The following is a 21,288-nucleotide window of genomic DNA, read 5'->3' on the forward strand; positions in this document are numbered from 1 at the left end:
CCATTTCTTCAATTGTTGAAAAAAGATTGATAAGATTTCATTGTGTCATAGTTTAACTTTTGCATGATTAATATCCCCCCTAGTGATAAAAGTTCGGTCACTCTTTATATAGGGAATTTTTGAAGGAGAGTAGCGTTAAAATTAACTTTTTTCATTTTAGAATTACATTTTCCAATAATATACTAATGAGAAACACTTGCAAACCTGTTAGCCTTGTATATGACCTGTTTCCGGACCAATAAATAAACAGGAGGTATACATGATGAAAAAAATTCTATGTTTATTCATAACTCTAAATATGATCTTTTTCTCTTTTACTATTTCTAAAACTAATGCTGAAGAACATGATACGACTGAAACTGAAACTTCATTACATTTACTCTTAAATAAGCACGGAATTGAAACTGAAGAAAACAATTTGAATTCTATTGATTTACGATTTCAACAAAAAGAAGTTGCCAAGAATGATGAGACAATTATAAAGGCTGACAATGAAGTGTCTGCTACGATTTCAAAGGATGAAAAAAAATTGCTTGCCCAACTGGTCCATGCAGAGGCAAAAGGTGAGCCATATGTTGGGAAGGTGGCAGTTGCTGAAGTTGTACTAAACCGTGTTGATCATGATCAATTCCCGGATACTATAAAGCAAGTTATTTACCAAGAAAATGCTTTTGAACCTGTCTCAAATAACTCAATTGACCAACCGGCTGATAAGGAAGCTTATAAGGCAGTTCAAGATGCATTGACAGAAAACGATGAGAATGATGAACTTCTTTATTTCTATAATCCGGACACAGCAACAAGTGATTGGATTCAAACTCGTGAAGTGGTTAAAACAATTGGTAATCATGCATTTGCTATATAGAAAAAAGCGTGCAGTCTGAAATGCTGTACGCTTTTTATTATTCTTAACTTTTAACGGCACGAATAATTATGTTCTGAATTCCAAGTACCATTTTTACCATTAAATACAACTTCACTACAATATCCATCTATGTTAAATTAGATATATACGATACGTAACACGTATTGTTCATACCATACACATACATGTCATTTATACATACCGTGCTAGATGGGGAGATGGCGGTGCCCTGTAACCTGCAATCCGCCTTAGCGGGGTTGAATTCCTCTTTAGCGGTATGGTTCATGTAAGGTTTGCCTTTTGCAAGCGGTGATGACGATTGGGGTCCGCGCAACAGACATCTATGAAACTGGTCAGGCCTGGAAGGGAGCAGCCATAAGTAGATCCGTCTGTGTGCCGCAGGGTAGCCCTGACTGAGCTGGCTACTTAAGTAACACTTATGTGACCATATCAATAAGAGGTGCACGGTTTTACATATGAACAAAAAAGATGACTCCTTTTATTCAAAAAGGAGTCATCTTTTTTATTTATTATCATCGTCATTATTTGGTTTAAACATTTTTTTAGAAAAAGCATTTAACTTATTTAAAAACCGATTAAAGCCAAATCCTACAAAAAACGCAATACTGATTTGTGCTAACGGAGTTTCATTGTAATCAATAAAATCAATTAAAAAGATTCCACTTTGTATCAATGTAACAGCTATAACAGCCGTACCTGTAGCAAATATCGGATAAAAGATATACATAATCCACTCTCTATAGTCTGTTAGCTCGCCCTTCATATAGTGAGAACAAAACATGTAAAGATGTCGAAGGGATCCACCGATTGCTCCGGCAAAGAAATAATAAAGAAAAATCTCAATAGAAGAAATAAACGGAAACAGGTTTTCTAACACTCCAGTCCATAATGCTCCGACAGCTAAAAAGCTTCCAAAAAACAAAAGGGAAAGATAAAGTAAAATCACGGTTTTTAACCATCGTTTCATTCTATCACCCCTAGGTAAAGATTTGATATTATATGAAGAAGTCATCTAAAAAGTGTTTTAGTTCTTATACCGTTTCAAATAGAAGAAAAAACAATAAGTTTTATTAAATTAAAACACTTTACATAGGTTAGGGGGTATGGTAGATTATATTTAAGAGGAGGTTTTGAATATGTATGAAGAAGAAGAGACCTTGACATTTGAACAATGTAATATGAATCATTCTGAAAGACAAAGCCACCATTCTGATAAAGTAAAAAAATCCTTAATTACCCGGTTAAATAGAGTGGAAGGTCAAGTTCGCGGTATTAAAGGGTTAATTGAAAAAGATACGTATTGTGATGATATCATTACCCAAATTTCCGCCGTTCAATCTGCCCTTAATAGCTTCTCAAAAGTCTTATTAGAAGCTCATTTAAAAAGCTGTGTAACAGAAAGAATACAAGATGGTGACTTAGAAGTTGTTGATGAATTGCTTGTTACCATCCAAAGATTAATGAAAAAATAAGGAGTGTTAAAATAATGGAGAAAACAACGTTAACAGTTCAAGGTATGTCCTGTGGTCACTGTGTTAGTGCAATTGAAGGAAATGTAGGAAAACAAAATGGGGTAGAAAACGTAAAAGTTCATTTATCTGAAGGAAAAGTGGATATCGATTTTGATCCAGCTGTTGTTTCATTGGATAAAATAAAGGAAATAATTGATGAACAAGGATATGATATAGTTTAACGTCATTCCGTAAACAAAACGTGCTTATTTTGTTAGCACGTTTTATTTTGAATATTATTATACCACTATGGGGTATAGGGAGGCATAGGAAATGTCAGAACAAAGGAAAGAAGCAGTGTTACCTATCACAGGAATGACTTGTGCTGCTTGTGCTGTTCGAATTGAAAAAGGACTTAATAAAATAGATGGGGTGGAAGAGGCAACTGTTAATTTTGCTTTAGAAAGAACATCCATTAAATATGATCCAAGTGTTACAAACATAGATACGTTCACAAAGAAAATAAATGATCTAGGTTATGATATAGCATTGGAAAAGGTTGAACTAAATCTTAGTGGTATGACTTGTGCCGCGTGTGCGAATCGTATAGAAAAAGGTTTACACAAGCTGGATGGTGTCACAAATGCAGCAGTCAACTTAGCATTAGAAAGAGCAACTGTTGAGTTTAATGCATCACAAGTTAACACTACAGATTTAATTAAACAAGTAGAAAAATTAGGTTATCAAGCCAGCTTGAAAGATGAAGAGAAAAAAATATCGCCGATCAAAGAGCTAAGGAATTACAGACACAGAAAAGAAAGTTTCTTTTTTCCTTAATCTTATCCATTCCTTTACTTTGGTCAATGGTTAGTCACTTTAGTTTCACATCTTTTATTTATTTACCTGAGATGCTTATGAATCCATGGGTACAATTAGCCTTTGCTACACCAGTACAATTTATTGTCGGAAAACAATTTTATATAGGAGCTTATAAGGCACTCCGAAATAGAAGTGCCAATATGGATGTACTTGTTGCATTAGGAACATCTGCAGCATATTTCTACAGTTTATTTTTAACGATTGCATCAATAGGTTCTAATCACCATATGGTAGAGCTGTATTATGAAACAAGTGCAGTGCTTATTACTTTAATTGTCTTGGGAAAATTATTTGAAGTTCGTGCAAAAGGACGTTCCTCTGAAGCAATAAAAAAACTGATGGGATTACAGGCGAAAACCGCAATTGTTATCCGTAGCGGGACAGAACAAGAAATACCACTTGAAGAAGTACAGGTTGGTGACATCGTAATTGTTAAACCCGGGGAAAAGATACCCGTTGATGGAAAAATTATCGAGGGTCGTTCTGCTTTAGATGAGTCCATGTTAACAGGGGAAAGTGTACCAATTGATAAAAATGCAGGGGACAGTGTAATAGGAGCAACTTTAAATAAAAATGGTGTGTTAAAAATAAAAGCAACTAAAGTAGGTCGCGATACAGCTCTTTCACAAATTATTAAAGTTGTAGAAGAAGCACAAGGTTCAAAAGCACCCATCCAACGCATAGCTGATCAAATTTCCGGTATTTTTGTTCCAATCGTTGTTGGAATTGCCATCGTTACATTTATCATTTGGTTCGTTTGGATAACACCTGGTGATGTTTCAGAAGCACTTGAGAAGATGATTGCAATCCTAGTCATCGCTTGTCCTTGTGCATTAGGACTTGCAACACCAACTTCTATTATGGCGGGGTCAGGAAGAGCTGCAGAATTCGGTATCCTCTTTAAAGGTGGAGAACATCTTGAACGAACACATCGCTTAACGACAGTTCTTTTAGATAAAACAGGAACCATTACAAATGGCACGCCAATCCTAACAGATATTTTTGTTGAGGTTGGGTTTAATGAAAGTGAATTTTTACAACTGGTTGGTTCAGCCGAAAAGCAATCTGAACACCCTCTAGCACAGGCAATTGTTTCAGGTATTCAGAATAAAAATATTGACCTGGTTGATGTTGAGGAGTTTGAATCAATACCGGGATATGGCATAATCGCAAAAGTGCAAGGAAAATTGATCATTGCTGGTACAAGAAAATTAATGATAAAACACAATATTTCTATATCAACGGCTCATCAAACAATGGAAACACTTGAGAGTTCAGGAAAAACAGCCATGTTAATCGCGATTGATGATCAATTTGCGGGTATGATAGCTGTTGCAGATACGATTAAAGATACATCAAAAGAAGCCGTCCAACGCTTAAAGAATATGGGATTAGAAGTTGTTATGATTACTGGAGACAATGAGCGAACAGCAAAAGCAATTGCCAATTCAGCAGGAATTGAACGTGTTGTATCAGAGGTTTTACCAGAAGGAAAAGCAGAAGAAGTAAAAAAACTTCAACAGCAAGGAAACGTTGTTGCTATGGTTGGAGATGGAATTAATGATGCACCGGCTTTAGCAATGGCTGATATTGGAATGGCAATCGGAACAGGAACTGATGTTGCCATGGAAGCTGCAGATATTACTCTTATTCGGGGAGATCTTAACAGTATTGCTGATGCCATCCTTATGAGTCAAAAAACGATTCGAAATATTAAACAAAATCTCTTTTGGGCCTTTGCCTATAATTCATTAGGAATACCAATTGCAGCCATGGGATTCTTAGCACCTTGGTTAGCAGGTGCAGCCATGGCCTTTAGTTCAGTCTCCGTTGTCTTAAACGCACTTCGATTACAAAGAGTGAAACTATAATCAAAGGACAAATAAAGGAGATTTAGTTATCTTTTTTATTTGTCCTTACTATATTATTTCGAATATCTCTGTTAAACAGTTATGTTGAGCATCTGAGAACTTTCTTTCTATACTGAACCTAAAGAATAATAAGGTCAAAAGCGTTCGGTAATGGCACTGAGGGATATTACATAGGGATTTAAGAATCTTAACTCAGCAGATCAACTGTGATGCGATCATGAACAGGTAGCTCACTTTTATTCTTTATTGTACTAAAGGAGGTTTGTGGAAAGAAGGATTTTATTTTACAAAGTAGAATTTATATACTAATCATTACCGTGAAGGATCGGTTTCTTTTAAAATTGATAATGGTTTGCGATTAATGAATTGAGGTAGAATAAATGAAATGGAAAAAAATATTATTGATTGTTTGTGTGATATTGGTAGTGGCGGTTCCATTGTTTACTATATTTTTTAGGGATGGTCTGATTTTGGATATGGCAGGTATTCATCTTGATAGTCCCTTATCTGAACAAGTGACAGTGGAGGAAAACTACATAAGAGTTGATAAAAATCAGAATAATGTGGCTGATCCCCTAGACATAGTGAATGCTGCCAGGAAAGAAGTGGAGAATCGAACACTTTACAAGAGTGCTTATTATGAAGGAGGTTATCCTCCAGACAGCGAGGGTGTATGTACGGATGTTATTTGGAGAGGATTGGACGGAGCAGGCATCAATTTAAAAGATTTGATGGACCAGGATATTAATAATAATACATCTTTATATCCACGGGTGGATGGAGATCCTGATCCCCATATTGATTTCAGACGGGTTCCCAATCAGTCTGTCTTTTTTCAACGTTTCACTGAATCCCTGACGACCGAATTAATCCCAAAAGATCCTGAGAATTTAGCGGAGTGGCAACCGGGGGATATTGTTATTTATTTGAAGGGTACTGACCACGTAGGCATCATTTCTGATAGACGGACAAAAGATGGAATACCTTATTTAATTCATAACACCCCTCCCCTTGCATCGGAAATTAAACTTACCTCTTATAAACAACCTATTGCTGGTCATTATAGATGGAAATACTGATTTTTCATAAAACTAAATTTAACATAGATAATGATGGCCACTATTTTAGCTTATAGTGTCCATGAGATAATAAATTCCTTTTTCGACTAAAGGATGCTTCAATAAGGATCTAAAACAAGGACGCCAATCGGGTCCTTGCTTTATGGCCATTTATCAACAATATTATTTTACAGAGAGTTTAGTAAAAAAACGGAATCAAAACAAGGAGTGTGGAATATAATACAGGATCTTCAAGTAGGGGTGTGAAATATGATTCATCAACAAACAATTGAGTTGGTTGAAGAGCTGTTACAGTCTCGAATTAACGAAATCCTACTAAATAATGAAGCAGAAAATTTCGATAAATTACCAGGTTTAGTTGAGTCATTGAAGCTTATAAAAGAACAATTTTCTAATAAAAAGTGAATGCGTTTCCTTTAAAGATAGATAGTCCAGAGGGGTGAATCTCTCTGGACATTTTCTGTTTTTAAAAATAAGGCTAATTTCTTAGTGAAAGGTTAAGACTTAAGACATGTTGACGAAAAATATATACTGATTAAGAATTAATCAGTATATAACAAGCTAGAGTTTGCAACTTAGAAGGTGGGACAAGTCTTGGAAAGAATGGAAAAAAGGAAAAAACAAAGATCTTTAATGAGAAAATCACTTTTCGCTAAAAAAATGGTGGTCAAAATAAGTACAGTACTTTTGTTAACTTTAATCTGCGGCCTCTTAGTCATCAATATTCAGATTTGGACAAGTGATGTGAGCAAGTTAGAAAAACCTGCACCTCAGCCAACGATTATTTATGACCAACAAGGAGAAATAGCTAGTAAGCTTTCCAATTCAAGGATTGAAGGTGTTTCATTAGAGGATATATCAGAGGATATGATCCATGCTGTAATCGCTACAGAAGACCAACGTTTTTATCATCATCATGGTGTGAATTATTTCGCTATAACTAAAGCGTTTGTAACGAATTTGTTTAAAGGTGATGTCGTTGCAGGTGGAAGTACCATTACACAGCAGCTCGCAAAAAATGTGTTTTTGTCACATGAGCGTACTTATACAAGAAAAATGAAGGAATTGATTCTAACAAAAAAGATTGAACGTTCTTATACAAAAGATGAAATTTTAGAACGGTACTTAAACCAAATTTATTTTGGTGAAGGTGCATGGGGAATCCAACGTGCAGCCCAAACCTATTTCGGAAAAAATGCCTCAGACTTAACCTTAAGTGAATCTGCTTTGTTAGCTGGACTTATAAAAGCTCCTTCTTCACTATCACCTATCAAACATTTCGACCAATCTGTCAAACGAAGAAATATCGTTTTAACTTTGATGGAAAAAGAAGGGTTTATCACGGAAGAAGAATTAAAAAGTGCGAAAGCTGATCAAATTGTTTTAGATAGACGAAAAACCGAAGATGAATATAAGGGCAATTATCCATATTATATTGATTATTTAATAGAAGAAGCAATTAAGAAATATGATCTTACTGAAAATGAAATTCTTTCTGGTGGACTTCATATCTATACAGAATTAAATCAAGTCATTCAAACTGCCGCTGAGGAAGTATACAATTCTGATGCACTTTTTCCAGAAAACAGTTCAGATCAACTCATTCAAAGTGGCAGTGTCTTTATTCATCCATCAACCGGTGGAATTCAGGCTTTAGTTGGAGGAAGAGGAGAGCATACATTCCGAGGATTTAATCATGCAAGCCAATTAATAAGGCAGCCGGGATCAACAATGAAACCTTTAGCAGTATACACACCCGCACTGGAGCAAGGCTATGAACCATTTGATCTTTTATTAGATCAGCCTCTAATTTTTGAGGGAGGTTACCAGCCGAAAAACTCCGACCATCAATATCGAGGCCAAACGACACTATTTGATGCTGTTATTCACTCTTACAATATTCCAGCTGTTTGGTTATTAAATGAAATAGGTTTAGAGAAAGGAATTCAAGCTGCTGAACGTTTTGGCATTCCATTAGCGAAAGAAGATCACAGCCTGCCACTAGCTCTTGGTGGAATGTCAAAAGGAACTTCACCGTTATTAATGGCACAGGCATTTGCTACTTTCCCAAATAATGGTGTGATGGTTGAAGCCCACTCTATTCAAAAAATTGAAGATGCAAATGGAGAAGTTATCGCCGAATGGCAGAGTAAAGCAACACGGGTAACAGAGCCCGAGGTTGCTCAGAAAATAACATATTTACTAAATGGTGTGGTGGAAAAAGGAACTGGTAAAAATGCTAAGATTTCCGGGATTGATGTAGCGGGAAAAACGGGTACTACCCAATTACCTTTTGAAATGAACGGTGGATCAAATGATCACTGGTTTGTTGGCTATACACCGGAGTTAGTAGGTGCTGTTTGGTTAGGTTATGACAAAACAGATGAACAGCATTATTTATTATCATCTAGCAGTCAAACAGCAACATTTATATTTAAGGAGATCATCTCCCAATCAAAAACAGAACTGACAGAAACTTCGTTTGATTTATCACTAATTGCAGGAAACATAAAAAAAACACTTGAACTTAGAGAAGAAGAGGAAGAAAAAGCAAAAGAACAGGCTGAGAAAGCAAGAGAAAGAAAGGAAAAGGACGAAGGTGAGGAGGATGAAAAGGAAAACAAAGGGAAGGGAAAAAAGAATAAAGAGAAGGAAAAAGAGAAGGGCAAGGGTAGGGAAGACAAAGGAAGAGGCCATGTTGAAAAGAAAGAAGTGGATGAAGATGATGATTAATCTTCTGATATTTTAAAAAGACAGGAGCTAAAATAGAATGGCTAATGCGACTTGTCTGTCTTTTATTTAATATAGGAGAATGTTTGGACTGCTAAATAAAGCAGTTCTTTTTTGTGAATGTTTGTCGGTTTTTTGAAAATAAATGATTTAAAATTGTGAATATATCTAGGGAATCGTTACTAAAGTTCCAAAATCAGGAATATCTCTCCAAAGTCTTTAATAATACTATGAAGTCAAAAAATCACTTTTCTAATTTCAATAACTACTTGACAATTTTTCTATAAAACTTTACCATAAATCGGGATTGTTACGATTACTTCTATACCATTCAAATCTTTATACATCCTATTATCTTTTAAATCGTAATAATTCTGCTTTATAGTTTATTTTGGGAGGGATATTTTTGTAAAACCTTCCTTAATTATATTAATTGCTTTATGCAGGTATTAGCGAAACATTAATCCAAAGGCACCAGCACACAAATACACAGAAATTAGTAAAATTCCATTATTCAGGATTTAACAGAAGGAGAATGAAATGAACAGTAAAGCAACATCAGTTCAATTAGAATCAACAAAGGAAATTACTCATCGGAATTATTTACTTTTGGCTATCCCTCTTATAATAGCGGGGATTTCTACCCCATTATTAGGTGCAGTCGACACAGCAGTTGTGGGGAGATTGCCTGAACCCACTGCAATCGGAGCAGTATCAGTTAGTGCAGTAATCTTTAATACCATGTACTGGCTCCTTGGATTTTTAAGAGTTGGTACAACAGGTTTAACATCACAAGCAAGTGGAGCAAATAACGAAAAAGAGATTGTATATTCCTTCATAAGACCATTATTTGTCGCAATATTAATTGGATGTTTGTTTATTTTGCTACAAATTCCAATTTTAAAAGGATCTCTTTATTTATTTGGAGCAAGCCAAACACTGGAAGAGCTTACATCAACCTATTTCTCTATTAGAATATGGGGAGCACCTTTTGCATTAATAAATTATGTATTAATAGGATGGCTCATGGGAATTGGGAAAGTTAGACTCTCACTTGCCACTCAAATCTCGATGAATTTAGTAAATATTGTTTTAGATCTTCTATTTGTACTAGTTTTCGGATGGGGGGTAGCAGGAGTAGCCCTGGCAACTGTAATAGCTGAAACCAGCACTGTTATAATAGGGTTATATTTTGCTGTGAAGTCAAAACAATTAACATCTTTTTCTCTTAATTTATACTCAATTTTCCAAAAAGAACCTATAACCAGGATGCTCATTATGAATCGGGATCTTTTTTTAAGAGCCGTGTGTTTGCTCTTAATGACTTGCATTTTCACCACTATAGGAGCAAGAATGGGCGAAATTGAGTTAGCTGCGAATGCAATTTTATTGCAAGTACACTATATCATGGCATATTTACTGTCCGGTTTCGCCAATGCTTCTAGTATTTTAGTTGGAAGATCAATAGGTAGCAATAATCAATCTTTATATAATAGAACCCTTACCTTATCGCTTAGATGGGGATTAAGTTCTGCCATTTGTCTATCCCTTTTAATGGTGTTATTCGGTAATGTTATCATAATGGCCTTTACTTCTATTGAAGAAGTGAAGAATCTTGCTGTAGAACTATTTATATGGATGGCCGTTTACCCAATTGTAGCTTTTTGGGGTCTTCAATTGGAAGGAGTGTTTTCCGGTGCTACAGAAGCTAAATTTATACGGACTTCAATTTTTTATGCATTAATACTGTTTATTGTCTCTATTTGGCTATTTAACTCAACCATAACTCCCCATAAATTATGGTTTTCTTTTCATTTATTTACCTTAGGCAGATCCTTGTTTTTATCTCTCTCCTTAAAAAAGTTATCAAAATTGAAATTCTCATCTAAAAACAAAGAAGCTGGTCCCATCATCTAAGGGTGTTCAGCTTCTTTTATCTGCACAAAATAGTTTGTAACCCATTGTAAAAGCAGAAGGATTTCACATTTTTTTGTGGAACTTAAGAAGCATACATGATTGAAACAGTCCGCTAATATAGTGAATAACATATGACAAATGAGGAGTGAGATCTTTGTACGTGCTAATTGCTGTACTTTGTTTGTTTTTTGTTATCTATTCACTTTATCGTTCACATCAAAATGCAAAATGGAAGCTTATTAATTCAAGCTTAACGAAAGATGAATTTTTTCAGGTCCTCGACATTTTATCATCAGCAAATATCCGCTATAAAGTTCAACCTCCCACTCCAAGAAAAAGTCACTATGATATTTATGTGCAAATTGATGATGAGGTAAGTGCGATTTATTTATTACAGACTGTTATATTTACAGAGAACAGAGTCACAAAATAGAAAGAAGGACAGCAAATGAGTAACCTTGAATACAAGCAAATTTCACGTAAAGTGTTTTTTAATAAAGCCAAATATAATTATATTTTTAATGCTTTTGATCGTTTTTGGAGGATTTCTTATTTTCGGGTTATCTGAAAATGTTAGAGGACCTGCTATACCTGTTATTCAAAATGACTTCCAATTGACTCAGACACATCTCGGTGCCTTGTTAGCTTTAAACTCTCTCGGATATTTACTTGCATGTTCATTTACCTCCATCCTTGCGAACAAAATTGGTATTAAGTGGACAGGGATCACTGCATTTTTATCGATGACTGCAGCTGGATTTATCATTTTTTTTCAACAACTTTTACAACTCTTTCAGCTTCTTTTTTCTTTTTATACATAGGTAATGGTATGTTGGAAATTGGGCTGGGAATAATGGCTGCCAGGATTTTTACGAAAAATACCGGAATGATGATGAACTTATCACACTTTTTTTATGGCCTGAGCTCAACAGTTGCTCCTATAATGGCTGCTTCCATTATGGGTTGGAATGGATTAGGTGGGGAAGAATTTGGTTGGAGGGGGATGTATCTTTTCATCCTTTGTTTTTCATTACTACCAATTATTCCTTCATTACTAGGAAATTTTCCAACGGAAAAGATTGAAGAAGGTACTGTTCTATCTTTTAAATCTCTTTCTAGAGATCCGATTGCTTGGTTAATCGTAGCGATTCTATCGTTTGGAGTCGTATCAGAGCTTGCTGTTGGAGGATGGTTAATTAATTATTTAGTCAAAGCTTATCAATGGGAAATAACAGATGCTTCACATATGTTGTCTTTATTTTTTTTATTTTTCATGCTTTCAAGATTATTGCTTGGACCTTTAACCGACAAGGTAGGATTCACAAAATCCATTATGATATTTTCCGCTTTTTCTGGAATTTGCAACTTTGCAGCTATTATAATTGGAGAGAAAGGAGCCTTTTTATTCGCAGTCTCAGGAGCAGGGATTGCTTTAATTTATCCAACAGTTATGGCACTTCTTGCAAAAAGATATCCAAATGGTACAGGAACTGCTATCACGTTTACCGTTACTTTAATGGGTATTGCAAGTGTAATCGGAAACTTTCTAATCGGATTTATTATTGATTTTGTCACAAATGTATTCAGTAACGGGCAAAATGAATTGATTGGCTTACAGGCAGGATATGGATTCATTGCATTGCTTGCATTATTATGTTCTGGATGTTGTTATGTTCTATATCGTATTTTTCGTAACCGTAATGAATTAGTGTAAGTGACCTGTATTAAAATGTCTCCCGGACTTTAATGCAGGCGTTTAAATAAAGGTACAATTGACACCAAACCTGGAGGGGAAAAATGGAGAAAACAGGGATTATTATCATCTTAAACGGTACTCCAAGATCCGGAAAATCAAGTATTGCCAAATTCATTCAAGACAACTTTGAAGGTGTATGGATGAATCTAGGTGTTGATCATTTGATGAAAATGACTCCGGACGCGTATCAACCAGGCATTGGATTGCGTCCTGGAGGTGAGAGACCTGATCTGGAACCTGTTATTGAGCGTTTATATATTGCCATGTATGAGTCAATTGCTTCTTTTAGTCGAGCTGGGATAAATGTAGTAGTAGATGTAGGCCACCATGACGGCTATTCGACTTCATTAGATATTCTCAAAAAATGTGCAATGATCTTAGAAGGTTACCCAGCTTACTTTATAGGTGTATACTGTCCCATTGAAGTAATTATGAAAAGAAGACTTACTACATGGAATATTGGTTACACACCTGAAGGCAATATTCCAAAGCCGGTACAGCTATGGCAAAAGCTCGTCCATGAGCCTGGTATATATGATCTTGAAGTAAATACATCTATTTTATCCTCCGAGGAATGTGCGAATCTCATTAGAAATAGAATAAAACATGGACCGATGCCTACATCTTTTGAAGAAATTCGTAACTTATAACGAATGATGTTTAAAAACTCGTTAATTTAAGAGTTGTATTTCTGATTCCTGTACTAATAAAATTTGCTCTCCGAAAACAATTTCATAATTACCATTTCCATAATTATAGATGACTTCACACTTTATGCCTTTATAAACCACTATTTGCTGACCAATTGTACTCGTTTCGTTAGACATAAAAACTCCTCCTCTATTTGAATAAAATTCATATTATTTTTTTAGGTTATTCATCTTGATAAAAAATGAAAAACCGTCAAAACTTAACCATGCAAATGAAAAGCATGCTTTAAGATAAATGACGGTTAGCTAGACAAGCAGGATCCCTATCATTAACAAACTATTATAATAACGTTCTATATCAACTTTCATTGCATTTCCTAGCCAACTCAACTCGACACATTTATTATTTTAACAACAAATTAACAACGTTTGCACTACTAATCCTCCGACATTTTCAGTCAAACTTTTTAAATCTCATAACACACTTTGAAAGGGTTTACAATAATAAACTATCAAAAATATCTTTAAATTTTTTGACATTTCCTTTACAATAAATTTTACGGAAGATTATCTTACATACTTCTTGAAAAACTCACTGTAAGGGGAACGTTTTATGAATGTTGAGAAAACACTTCAAAAAAATGATCAAAACATTAATATATTTTTTTATTCTTACTTGAGGAAAATGAGAGGAAACCAGAAAATACAAACGAATGTGAAGCTTGGAGACACAATTATATCTGCGAGCGGCGGATTGATTGCTATTACACTCATTAGCTTTGTTGCAGTATTGTTAGGGTATCCTATGATTTTAGGTCCGATGGGTGCAAGTTGTTTATTAGTATTTGCTGCTCATTCTTTACCTTTTTCACAACCAAGGCAAATAGTTGGTGGTCATCTCATTTCAACCTTTACAGCTTTATCAATCTGGAATGTATTTGGAAAATCCCATCTATCCATTGGTCTTACACTTGCCATTGTGCTATTTCTTATGATTACACTAAAATTTATTCACCCACCTGCAGCTGCAAGCGCAATGGTGGCCATCAACACAGAAGCAGGATGGGGCTTTTTATTATCTATCGTCTTATCATCTGTTCTCCTTATTTTGATCTCATTACTTTATAATAATTTATTTAAAAATAGACAATACCCAAAACAATGGATATAACATTTATTAATGAGGCCGTATTATACGGCCTTTTTTGTTACATCTTCATAAAACTTACTTGATAAAAGTATCTTCACAGGCTTTTTTGAGCTTTAAGGTTTGTTATGTTTTCTTTCTATTCTTTTAAATAAATTTAAAATGCTCCAGCAAATTAATCCAATTAACCAATAAATCGGAAAGGAATATATATTTTCCCATGTTATTTCCATATACATATCCAACCGCTCCATTGTTGTTTCTGCTACAAATGCAATAAGCAACGCTAGTACACCTGTCGAAAAAAAGAACGTTTTAAATTTCTTTCCTGTTCTTTGGTAAACAAGCATAAAAGGAATAATAATAATTCCAACATCATATGGGTACATTTGAGGATATAAATAGGGTGTTAAACGAACGGGATATGTCCAAACCATAGCATTGCTTCCAATGGAATCTAAGAAAATAGCGATAATACCAAAAAACATTCCAAAGGCTGTTATTTCTGTAATTCTTTTTTTATCAACGAAAATAAACCATACAAATGGAGACATAATACTTAATGAAACCAAAACCCACCATTTTATAGTCAAATAATTATGATCTTGCCAGTAAGAGTGAAGTGTTTGGTAAAATAACTTTTCCTCTTTAAGAAGTTGTTCTAATGATATCGAATGTAAATATTGAAAGGGTAATAAATCTAAGATCATTTCCAATCATAGCACCACATTTTGTATTATTTACCTTTATCTTTTCCAAAAAATAAAAGAATAATATAAGTTGGTAAAAATAAAGTATAGACATGACACCAAAAGGTGTTATAATCAAAAATGAAACCAATTGGTTTCATTTTTGATTATATTCATAGGAGTGAATTATATGCCAACAATACAGGACATAAAAAAAACCACTATCTTTCAAGCACCCATCAACAAAGTATGGAAGGTAGTCTCAACTTCAGAAGGAATTTCAGAATGGTTTATGCCAAATGATTTCGTAGCAAAGGTTGGACACGAATTTCACATTCAATCTCCATTTGGTCCTTCACCTTGTAAAGTTTTAGAAATTGAAGAACCAAGAAAAATTGTTTTCTCCTGGGACACTGACGGCTGGATTGTCTCTTTTCTTTTGAAAGATTTAGGGGATAAAACAGAGTTCACATTAATTCATAGCGGCTGGAAAGACGCTGATGAAATTCAACAAAAAGCAAATGAAAAAGCTTCTGTTGTTCGCGATAGAATGAATGGTGGTTGGGAGAATATTGTAAATGAAAAACTTCGAAAGGCTGTTGAAGGATAAGTGGCACAAGCAAAGCATGATGTGTTTCAAGCTATTGCTGACCCGACCAGAAGAGAGGTTCTTCGTTTACTAGCAAAAAGAGATTTACCTATTACAGAAATAACGGCTCATTTTCCAATAAGCCGGACAGCAATCACCAAACATCTCACTATTCTTTCAGAGGCAGAATTAGTGAGTGGGAAGAAAGTTGGAAGGGAAAAAATCTATCAACTTCATCCTGAGCCACTTATCGAATTAAAAGATTGGCTTTCATTTTACGAACAATTTTGGGATAATAAACTATCTATGCTAAGACATCTAGTTGAAAATGACAAAGATGAAAATTCTTAATAAAGTTTCTTTAGTTATTCCGCACTTATTATAGTGCGGTTTTTATTTTATTTTTTAATTATATGACGATTTCCTATACAATAAGATATAATATTCATAAAAATTTTACTTAGGTAATTGAAGAGGTAGCGATGAAAGAAAACATTGTGCAATTATCCCAAATGATGAACATGACCAACCATGGACATATATTATACATTTATGAATCGATAGAAGACTATATTGAAAACGCATATTCATATATTTTTACCGGCATTGAACAAGGTCATCATATACTAATCATTGAAAATAAAGAAATCTTTGATAGGATTAGTCTCAAGTTTCAGGAGACTTTATCACTTGATCAATTAAGGAATGTTCACTTTTTTGATAACTATGATTTCTATCGTCTATATGGTGATTTTAATTATGATTTAATTGTTCAGCATTTTTCAAAAATTATCGAGCAACTTAAGGATAAAAGCCCAATTGTTAGAACCTGGGCTAATGTAGATTGGAAAGATCAAGATCATTTAATTTCAAAGCTCACAACCTTCGAAAAATTAGCCGATCATAGTGTACAATCTTCAAATCTGATTTCAGTTTGTGCTTATAACGGTCATAAAATTTCTGCTGCTCTTCAAAATAGTATGTTGAAAAGTCATGAATACTTTATGACAGATAGAGAATTAGTCAAGTCAAGCTTATATGACAAAAGATCGGTTATTTTCCCTTCTATATATGAACAAAAGAAACACTCTAAATTGAAAGGTCAATTACAAGCTACAAAACATCAATTAAGATCGTTTATTAAAGAAAATTCAGACCCGATTGTTATTTATGATCTTCATGATCGAGTAATTTCAATTAATGATGCATTTGTGTCAACATTTGGCTTCACTTCAAATGAAGTAATCGGATTAAATGTGACTGAACTACCTATCATACCAGTTGAAAGAATCTTTGAAGCAAATTTAAGCAAAAGCTATGCAATCTTAGGAGAAAAAATAAAAGGGTATGAAACCATTAGAAAAACGAAAGACGGCAGAACCCTATTCATAATATTATCCAGCTTCCCGTTATTAAATGAAGATTCCACTCTAAATGGATGGGCCGTGATTTATAAAGATATAACCGAGAAAAAAGAAGCACAAGAACTATTAATCAAATCTGAAAAATTATCTATAGCCGGAGAACTTGCTGCCGGAATTGCTCATGAAATACGGAATCCAATTACCACAATCAAGGGATTTCTTCAGCTGTTACAAGCAAATGGATACGAAAAACAAACTTATTACGATATTATGAAGTCTGAAATTGAGAGAATTGAGCTCATACTCAGTGAACTTCTTATGCTTGCAAAACCGCAGGCTGTTCATTTTGCTCAAAAGGATATTAAGGCACTTGTAAAAGATATGATTACTCTGTTAAATCCACAAGCTATCATGAATAATGTCCAAATTAGTACTGATTTTGTACATGAAGATGTAAGCGTCATGTGTGAAGAAAACCAACTAAAACAAGTCTTTATTAATTTTATTAAAAATGCCCTTGAAGCTATGCCAAATGGTGGAAATCTAATCATTAAACTCATAACTAATGATAATGAATTACTGATTCGTTTCATTGATGAGGGTTCTGGAATACCTAATCATTTATTATCTAAATTAGGGCAGCCTTTTTACACAACAAAAGAAAAAGGAACTGGATTAGGATTTATGGTAAGCAAAAGGATTATCGAGAATCACCAGGGAACAGTTGAGATATCAAGTGAAGTTAATAAAGGGACAGTCATTGATGTGAAACTGCCTTTATAAGCTGTAGTTAATAAATTAGTAGCGAAAAACCTTTAACAATTAGACCTCTTACCTGTAAACTAAAGATATAGATGAAATATATGTTTAGTTTCAAGAAAGGAGTTTTTATGGATTTTAAAGACGTGGTCAAAAACAGACGGGAAATTACAAAGTTTACAAACAAAGCTATTCCTGTGAAAACAATCGAGGAAATCATCCAACAAGTTTCTTTATCTCCAACAGGAAATAATTTACCTTCGAGAGAATTTATTATCGTTAAAAACCGGAAAACATTAGACTACTTATCTGAAACTACTCCGTATATGAAATGGTTAAAGGAAGCTCAAGGTGCCATTGTTATCACAGGATGTCCTAACATAAGTAAGTATTGGCTTCAGGATGCTTCAATCGCCAGTAGCTATATATGGTTAGCTGCTGTTAATGAAGGCTTAGGATGTGCATTCGGTGCTGTTTTTAATATCGAAGATGAAACTGAGACTTTACAAAGAGAAGATTACGTAAAAAATGCTCTATCCATTCCTAGTGATCGAAAAATCGTTGCTATTTTAGGCCTAGGTTATATAGGTGATCAGCCCGCGAAAAAGAAGGTAATTCCGAAAGAAGACATCGTCCATTACGAAGTGTTTAACCAAAAATAGGGAGGCCTGTCTATGGTTGAAAAAGTCGGTGAATGTTTAACATGTAAAAAAATTATTTACTGCACAAACGGTTTTTTAAATGGAGTTGTAAAAAATTCAGTAGTTTATTGCTTTACTTGTGCAGAAAAAAGTGACCCGAACCGTGATTGTTCTTCCTATTACTAAATTTTGATCAAAAGGAGGGCCTTTTAAATAGAAAGGCTCCTCTTTGTTTATGCCCCTGTATCAAAAAGTGATGTCTAAAAAACCGAAAAATCGCTGCTATCCATAATAAAAAGCCCCATAGAACATTTCTCACCGACATTCTCCTCACTTGGTTCTTTTTGACAAATATAACCACCTATACTTTAAGCAAGTTCTAGTAAAAATTCAATATTTAAATAGAACTAGTTTCTATCAATATTGTAAATTTAATCCATTCATATTAAAATTTAATATGATCATCATTTTATATTATAGAAAAGGATATCAAAAAAATGTATGACTGGCTAAATACTCATATAAGTCTGGAAACACTTTTGTGGTTATTCCCTATCATGTTCCTCCTACATGACTTTGAAGAAATACTTTTTGTTGAATTATGGTTTAAAAAGAACTATAGGAAAGCTTCCCAAAAAGTACCGGGATTTTTCAAAAAAACATTTCAAAATATGTCAAAAATCACTGCAGCACAATTTACTCTACCTGTTGTATTCCAATTCTTACTCTACATCATATCGACATATTTAGCTGTAGAATATCAATATTATATACTGTTCCTTGGTTTTAACCTTTTCCTACTTCTTCATGTGTTTATGCATATTGGTCAATCATTTCTGTTAGGTGTATATACACTTGGACTCGGGACAGCTGTGACGATCACTTTTCCTTATTCCATTTACTTATTTTATAGGTTGTTAGATGAGGAGATAGTTGAAATAACAACGCTCGTCGCCGCCTTCCCTTATGGTGTTATAACCATAGTGATTGTTTTGTTAGGACATAAATTGGCTCACAAGCTCATTCCTTCTTAACCTTTCGATTATTTTATAAAAAAGAGAAATATTTAATAGGTGAAAACTTTATGTATACCTTCAGGTTATCAATGCACACCTTTTACAAAGATTTAAAAAAACTAGGTAAATAATAATGACGACAGGAGTGATAGCATGAACTTTAAGATGAATGAAGCGATCGATATTCTCGAACGAACACCTGTAACATTATCTGGTTTACTTAAGGGTTTATCACATGGTTGGGTTCTATGTAATGAAGGAGAAGGAACATGGAATGTAAAGGAAGTAATTGAACACTTAATCGAAGCAGAAAAACACAATTGGATTCCACGGTTGGAATTTATTCTTCAGGAAGGTGAACAACAACCGTTCCCAGTATTTGATCGATATTCCCATTTAAAAAACTCAACCAAACCACAAATAGACGAACTATTAAATGAATTTATTGTGATACGGAATAAAAACATAAAAAAGTTAATGAGCTTAGTAACAACAGAGAAACAATTGGAGCAAACTGGTTATCACCCTGCATTTGGAAAAGTAAAGATTAGAGAACTAATTTCAACCTGGGCTGTTCACGACCTAACCCATTTATCACAAGTTGTTAGAGTAATGGCGAATAGATATAGAGAAGATGTTGGTCCATGGCAGGAATATTTGGGTATTCTGAAAAATTAATGTTATTTAAAAATCATGAGAAAGGAATGTTTCTCATGATTTTTACGTGCAATCTACATATTTACTTTTCTAGCACCTAAATAACGGGGTTTCCAATAGGTATTATTCATATCTGTGATTGTAACACCTGTTGACGAGCCGGCATGGATAAATTTATAATCTCCTAAATAAATCCCGGCATGGCTTGGACCTTGCGATGTTGTTGCGAAGAACACAAGATCACCTTTTTTAGGTGAAGTAACAGGTGTTGTTGCTTCCCAAATTGTCGCTACAGTACGAGGAATTGTAACTCCTTGTGTATTAAAGATATACTTTAAATAACCTGAGCAATCAAAACCGCTTGGAGTATTACCAGCCCATACATACGGAACCCCAATGTATTTCTTTGCTTCAGTAATGAGTTTATCTACATTCAGAGTAGGTTGTAGACTTTGTTTTTCCGTTAAATTGAGAACTTGTCCGACTTTAATTGTATTACTAGTTAAATGATTTAATGCCTTTAATTGCGTAACTGATACTCCAGTCGAAAGAGCTATCTTCCATAAAGTATCTCCAGCTCTGACTGTATAACTTTGAGTTGAAGTAGTAGTAGGTGTAGCTACTGAATCTATTTTAAAAGAACTTGGAACTTTTAATGTTTGACCAATATAAATAGTGTCAGAATTCAAGTGATTAATAGATTTCAGTTCTGTAACAGTTGTACTGTAGATTTTAGCAATTAATGATAATGAATCACCTGATTTTACTGTATATGAATCTATTGTTTGTTTTCCACCGTGGGAATGGGGTTCAAGCAACGATAATTCCTGTCCTATATAAATAGATGAAGAAGTTAAATGATTATACTGTATGATTTGCTCGACCGTTAAATGATGAGAAGAGGAAATTTTCCATAATGAGTCACCAGCTTGAACTTTATAAGTTTGTTCATGTGCGGAGGCTTGGTTTGAGATTCCAACACTTAAAATGCCTATGGAGGATAACGCCATGATGAATTGCTTTTTCAATATAACACACTCCTGATCGTCTGAAGACATGTAATAAAACCTATTACATCATAACTTGAACGTTTCCGAACGTATACTTTAAAAATATTGGAAAAACAGGTGAAATTTTCCACATTTCAGCTAAATAAAGAAATGAACTATACATTTAAGTGAGTAATATATTGGTAGAAAAATATATT

At 34.2% G+C, this 21,288-nt stretch carries 22 protein-coding genes, 1 other RNA gene and 1 pseudogene; 20 read left to right on the forward strand and 4 right to left on the reverse strand.

All coding sequences use genetic code 11. The features are described from left to right. Window positions 1-259 precede the first annotated feature (259 nt). Together AC0L8O_RS10905 and ffs are read left to right on the forward strand one after the other, a co-directional pair. A complete protein-coding gene (locus AC0L8O_RS10905) occupies window positions 260-865 on the forward strand; it encodes a cell wall hydrolase (protein WP_473448058.1) in 606 nt (201 codons plus the stop codon). Window positions 866-1,066: 201 nt separating this feature from the next. After that, window positions 1,067-1,333: signal recognition particle sRNA large type (ffs, locus tag AC0L8O_RS10910), an RNA gene on the forward strand. 55 nt (window positions 1,334-1,388) lie between these two features. Here the strand turns inward: ffs and AC0L8O_RS10915 are convergent. Further along, window positions 1,389-1,853: a hypothetical protein gene (locus tag AC0L8O_RS10915; RefSeq protein WP_473448060.1), complete on the reverse strand. Its 465-nt coding sequence runs from the start codon at window positions 1,851-1,853 to the stop codon at window positions 1,389-1,391. Between the two features lie 169 nt (window positions 1,854-2,022). Between AC0L8O_RS10915 and AC0L8O_RS10920 the strand changes: the two genes are divergently transcribed. From AC0L8O_RS10920 to AC0L8O_RS10970, 11 genes and pseudogenes are all read left to right on the forward strand, one after another. Further along, on the forward strand, window positions 2,023-2,358 hold the full coding sequence (locus tag AC0L8O_RS10920) for a metal-sensitive transcriptional regulator (RefSeq protein WP_473448062.1): 336 nt from the start codon (window positions 2,023-2,025) through the stop codon (window positions 2,356-2,358). Between the two features lie 14 nt (window positions 2,359-2,372). Then, entirely contained in the window at window positions 2,373-2,579 is a 207-nt protein-coding gene (gene copZ / locus AC0L8O_RS10925) for a copper chaperone CopZ (protein ID WP_473448064.1), read from the forward strand. A 91-nt stretch (window positions 2,580-2,670) separates the two neighbouring features. Further along, window positions 2,671-5,087 (forward strand): annotated as a pseudogene (locus tag AC0L8O_RS10930) (heavy metal translocating P-type ATPase). Window positions 5,088-5,467: 380 nt separating this feature from the next. Then, window positions 5,468-6,166 carry a DUF1287 domain-containing protein gene (locus AC0L8O_RS10935; RefSeq protein WP_473448066.1) on the forward strand — a complete coding sequence of 233 codons (699 nt, stop codon included), beginning with the start codon at window positions 5,468-5,470 and terminating at the stop codon, window positions 6,164-6,166. Between the two features lie 249 nt (window positions 6,167-6,415). After that, a complete protein-coding gene (locus AC0L8O_RS10940) occupies window positions 6,416-6,571 on the forward strand; it encodes a hypothetical protein (protein ID WP_156932043.1) in 156 nt (51 codons plus the stop codon). Window positions 6,572-6,769: 198 nt separating this feature from the next. Further along, window positions 6,770-8,899: a transglycosylase domain-containing protein gene (locus AC0L8O_RS10945; protein WP_473448834.1), complete on the forward strand. Its 2,130-nt coding sequence runs from the start codon at window positions 6,770-6,772 to the stop codon at window positions 8,897-8,899. A 537-nt stretch (window positions 8,900-9,436) separates the two neighbouring features. Beyond that, window positions 9,437-10,813, forward strand: a complete 1,377-nt coding sequence (locus AC0L8O_RS10950; protein WP_473448068.1) for an MATE family efflux transporter — start codon at window positions 9,437-9,439, stop codon at window positions 10,811-10,813. A 154-nt stretch (window positions 10,814-10,967) separates the two neighbouring features. Beyond that, complete coding sequence (locus tag AC0L8O_RS10955; protein WP_026562298.1) at window positions 10,968-11,246, forward strand: hypothetical protein; 279 nt, start codon at window positions 10,968-10,970, stop codon at window positions 11,244-11,246. Between the two features lie 88 nt (window positions 11,247-11,334). Next, entirely contained in the window at window positions 11,335-11,634 is a 300-nt protein-coding gene (locus AC0L8O_RS10960; RefSeq protein ID WP_473449157.1) for an MFS transporter, read from the forward strand. Next, complete coding sequence (locus AC0L8O_RS10965) at window positions 11,529-12,527, forward strand: MFS transporter (RefSeq protein WP_473448070.1); 999 nt, start codon at window positions 11,529-11,531, stop codon at window positions 12,525-12,527. Before AC0L8O_RS10960 ends, AC0L8O_RS10965 begins: the two co-directional genes overlap by 106 nt. Window positions 12,528-12,610: 83 nt before the next feature. Then, window positions 12,611-13,219, forward strand: coding sequence for a chloramphenicol phosphotransferase CPT family protein (locus AC0L8O_RS10970; protein WP_026562300.1), 609 nt, complete (start codon window positions 12,611-12,613; stop codon window positions 13,217-13,219). A gap of 21 nt (window positions 13,220-13,240) precedes the next feature. Here the strand turns inward: AC0L8O_RS10970 and AC0L8O_RS10975 are convergent, their stop codons facing one another. Continuing rightward, window positions 13,241-13,396 carry a hypothetical protein gene (locus AC0L8O_RS10975; protein WP_156932044.1) on the reverse strand — a complete coding sequence of 52 codons (156 nt, stop codon included), beginning with the start codon at window positions 13,394-13,396 and terminating at the stop codon, window positions 13,241-13,243. Between the two features lie 436 nt (window positions 13,397-13,832). Here AC0L8O_RS10975 and AC0L8O_RS10980 point away from each other — a divergent pair, with 436 nt between their 5' ends. After that, window positions 13,833-14,390, forward strand: a complete 558-nt coding sequence (locus AC0L8O_RS10980) for an HPP family protein (RefSeq protein ID WP_473448072.1) — start codon at window positions 13,833-13,835, stop codon at window positions 14,388-14,390. Window positions 14,391-14,482: 92 nt separating this feature from the next. On the opposite strand, the gene AC0L8O_RS10985 is transcribed toward AC0L8O_RS10980, so the two are convergent. Next, window positions 14,483-15,076: a CBO0543 family protein gene (locus tag AC0L8O_RS10985; RefSeq protein ID WP_473448836.1), complete on the reverse strand. Its 594-nt coding sequence runs from the start codon at window positions 15,074-15,076 to the stop codon at window positions 14,483-14,485. A 169-nt stretch (window positions 15,077-15,245) separates the two neighbouring features. Here AC0L8O_RS10985 and AC0L8O_RS10990 point away from each other — a divergent pair, with 169 nt between their 5' ends. From AC0L8O_RS10990 to AC0L8O_RS11015, 6 genes are all read left to right on the forward strand, one after another. Continuing rightward, window positions 15,246-15,665 carry an SRPBCC family protein gene (locus AC0L8O_RS10990; RefSeq protein WP_473448074.1) on the forward strand — a complete coding sequence of 140 codons (420 nt, stop codon included), beginning with the start codon at window positions 15,246-15,248 and terminating at the stop codon, window positions 15,663-15,665. Then, window positions 15,666-15,995: an ArsR/SmtB family transcription factor gene (locus AC0L8O_RS10995; RefSeq protein ID WP_026562303.1), complete on the forward strand. Its 330-nt coding sequence runs from the start codon at window positions 15,666-15,668 to the stop codon at window positions 15,993-15,995. Between the two features lie 131 nt (window positions 15,996-16,126). Continuing rightward, window positions 16,127-17,791 (forward strand): ATP-binding protein, encoded by a 1,665-nt coding sequence (locus tag AC0L8O_RS11000; RefSeq protein ID WP_473448077.1) that lies wholly within the window; start codon window positions 16,127-16,129, stop codon window positions 17,789-17,791. Between the two features lie 107 nt (window positions 17,792-17,898). Then, complete coding sequence (locus AC0L8O_RS11005) at window positions 17,899-18,429, forward strand: nitroreductase family protein (protein WP_473448079.1); 531 nt, start codon at window positions 17,899-17,901, stop codon at window positions 18,427-18,429. 476 nt (window positions 18,430-18,905) lie between these two features. Continuing rightward, window positions 18,906-19,442, forward strand: a complete 537-nt coding sequence (locus AC0L8O_RS11010) for an HXXEE domain-containing protein (protein WP_473448081.1) — start codon at window positions 18,906-18,908, stop codon at window positions 19,440-19,442. A 135-nt stretch (window positions 19,443-19,577) separates the two neighbouring features. Further along, on the forward strand, window positions 19,578-20,102 hold the full coding sequence (locus AC0L8O_RS11015) for a DinB family protein (RefSeq protein ID WP_473448084.1): 525 nt from the start codon (window positions 19,578-19,580) through the stop codon (window positions 20,100-20,102). Between the two features lie 53 nt (window positions 20,103-20,155). Here the strand turns inward: AC0L8O_RS11015 and AC0L8O_RS11020 are convergent, their stop codons facing one another. Then, window positions 20,156-21,109: a C40 family peptidase gene (locus tag AC0L8O_RS11020; protein WP_473448086.1), complete on the reverse strand. Its 954-nt coding sequence runs from the start codon at window positions 21,107-21,109 to the stop codon at window positions 20,156-20,158. Between the last annotated feature and the right edge of the window lie 179 nt (window positions 21,110-21,288).

The sequence above is a fragment of the Metabacillus sp. KJ11-3 genome, assembly GCF_055808295.1.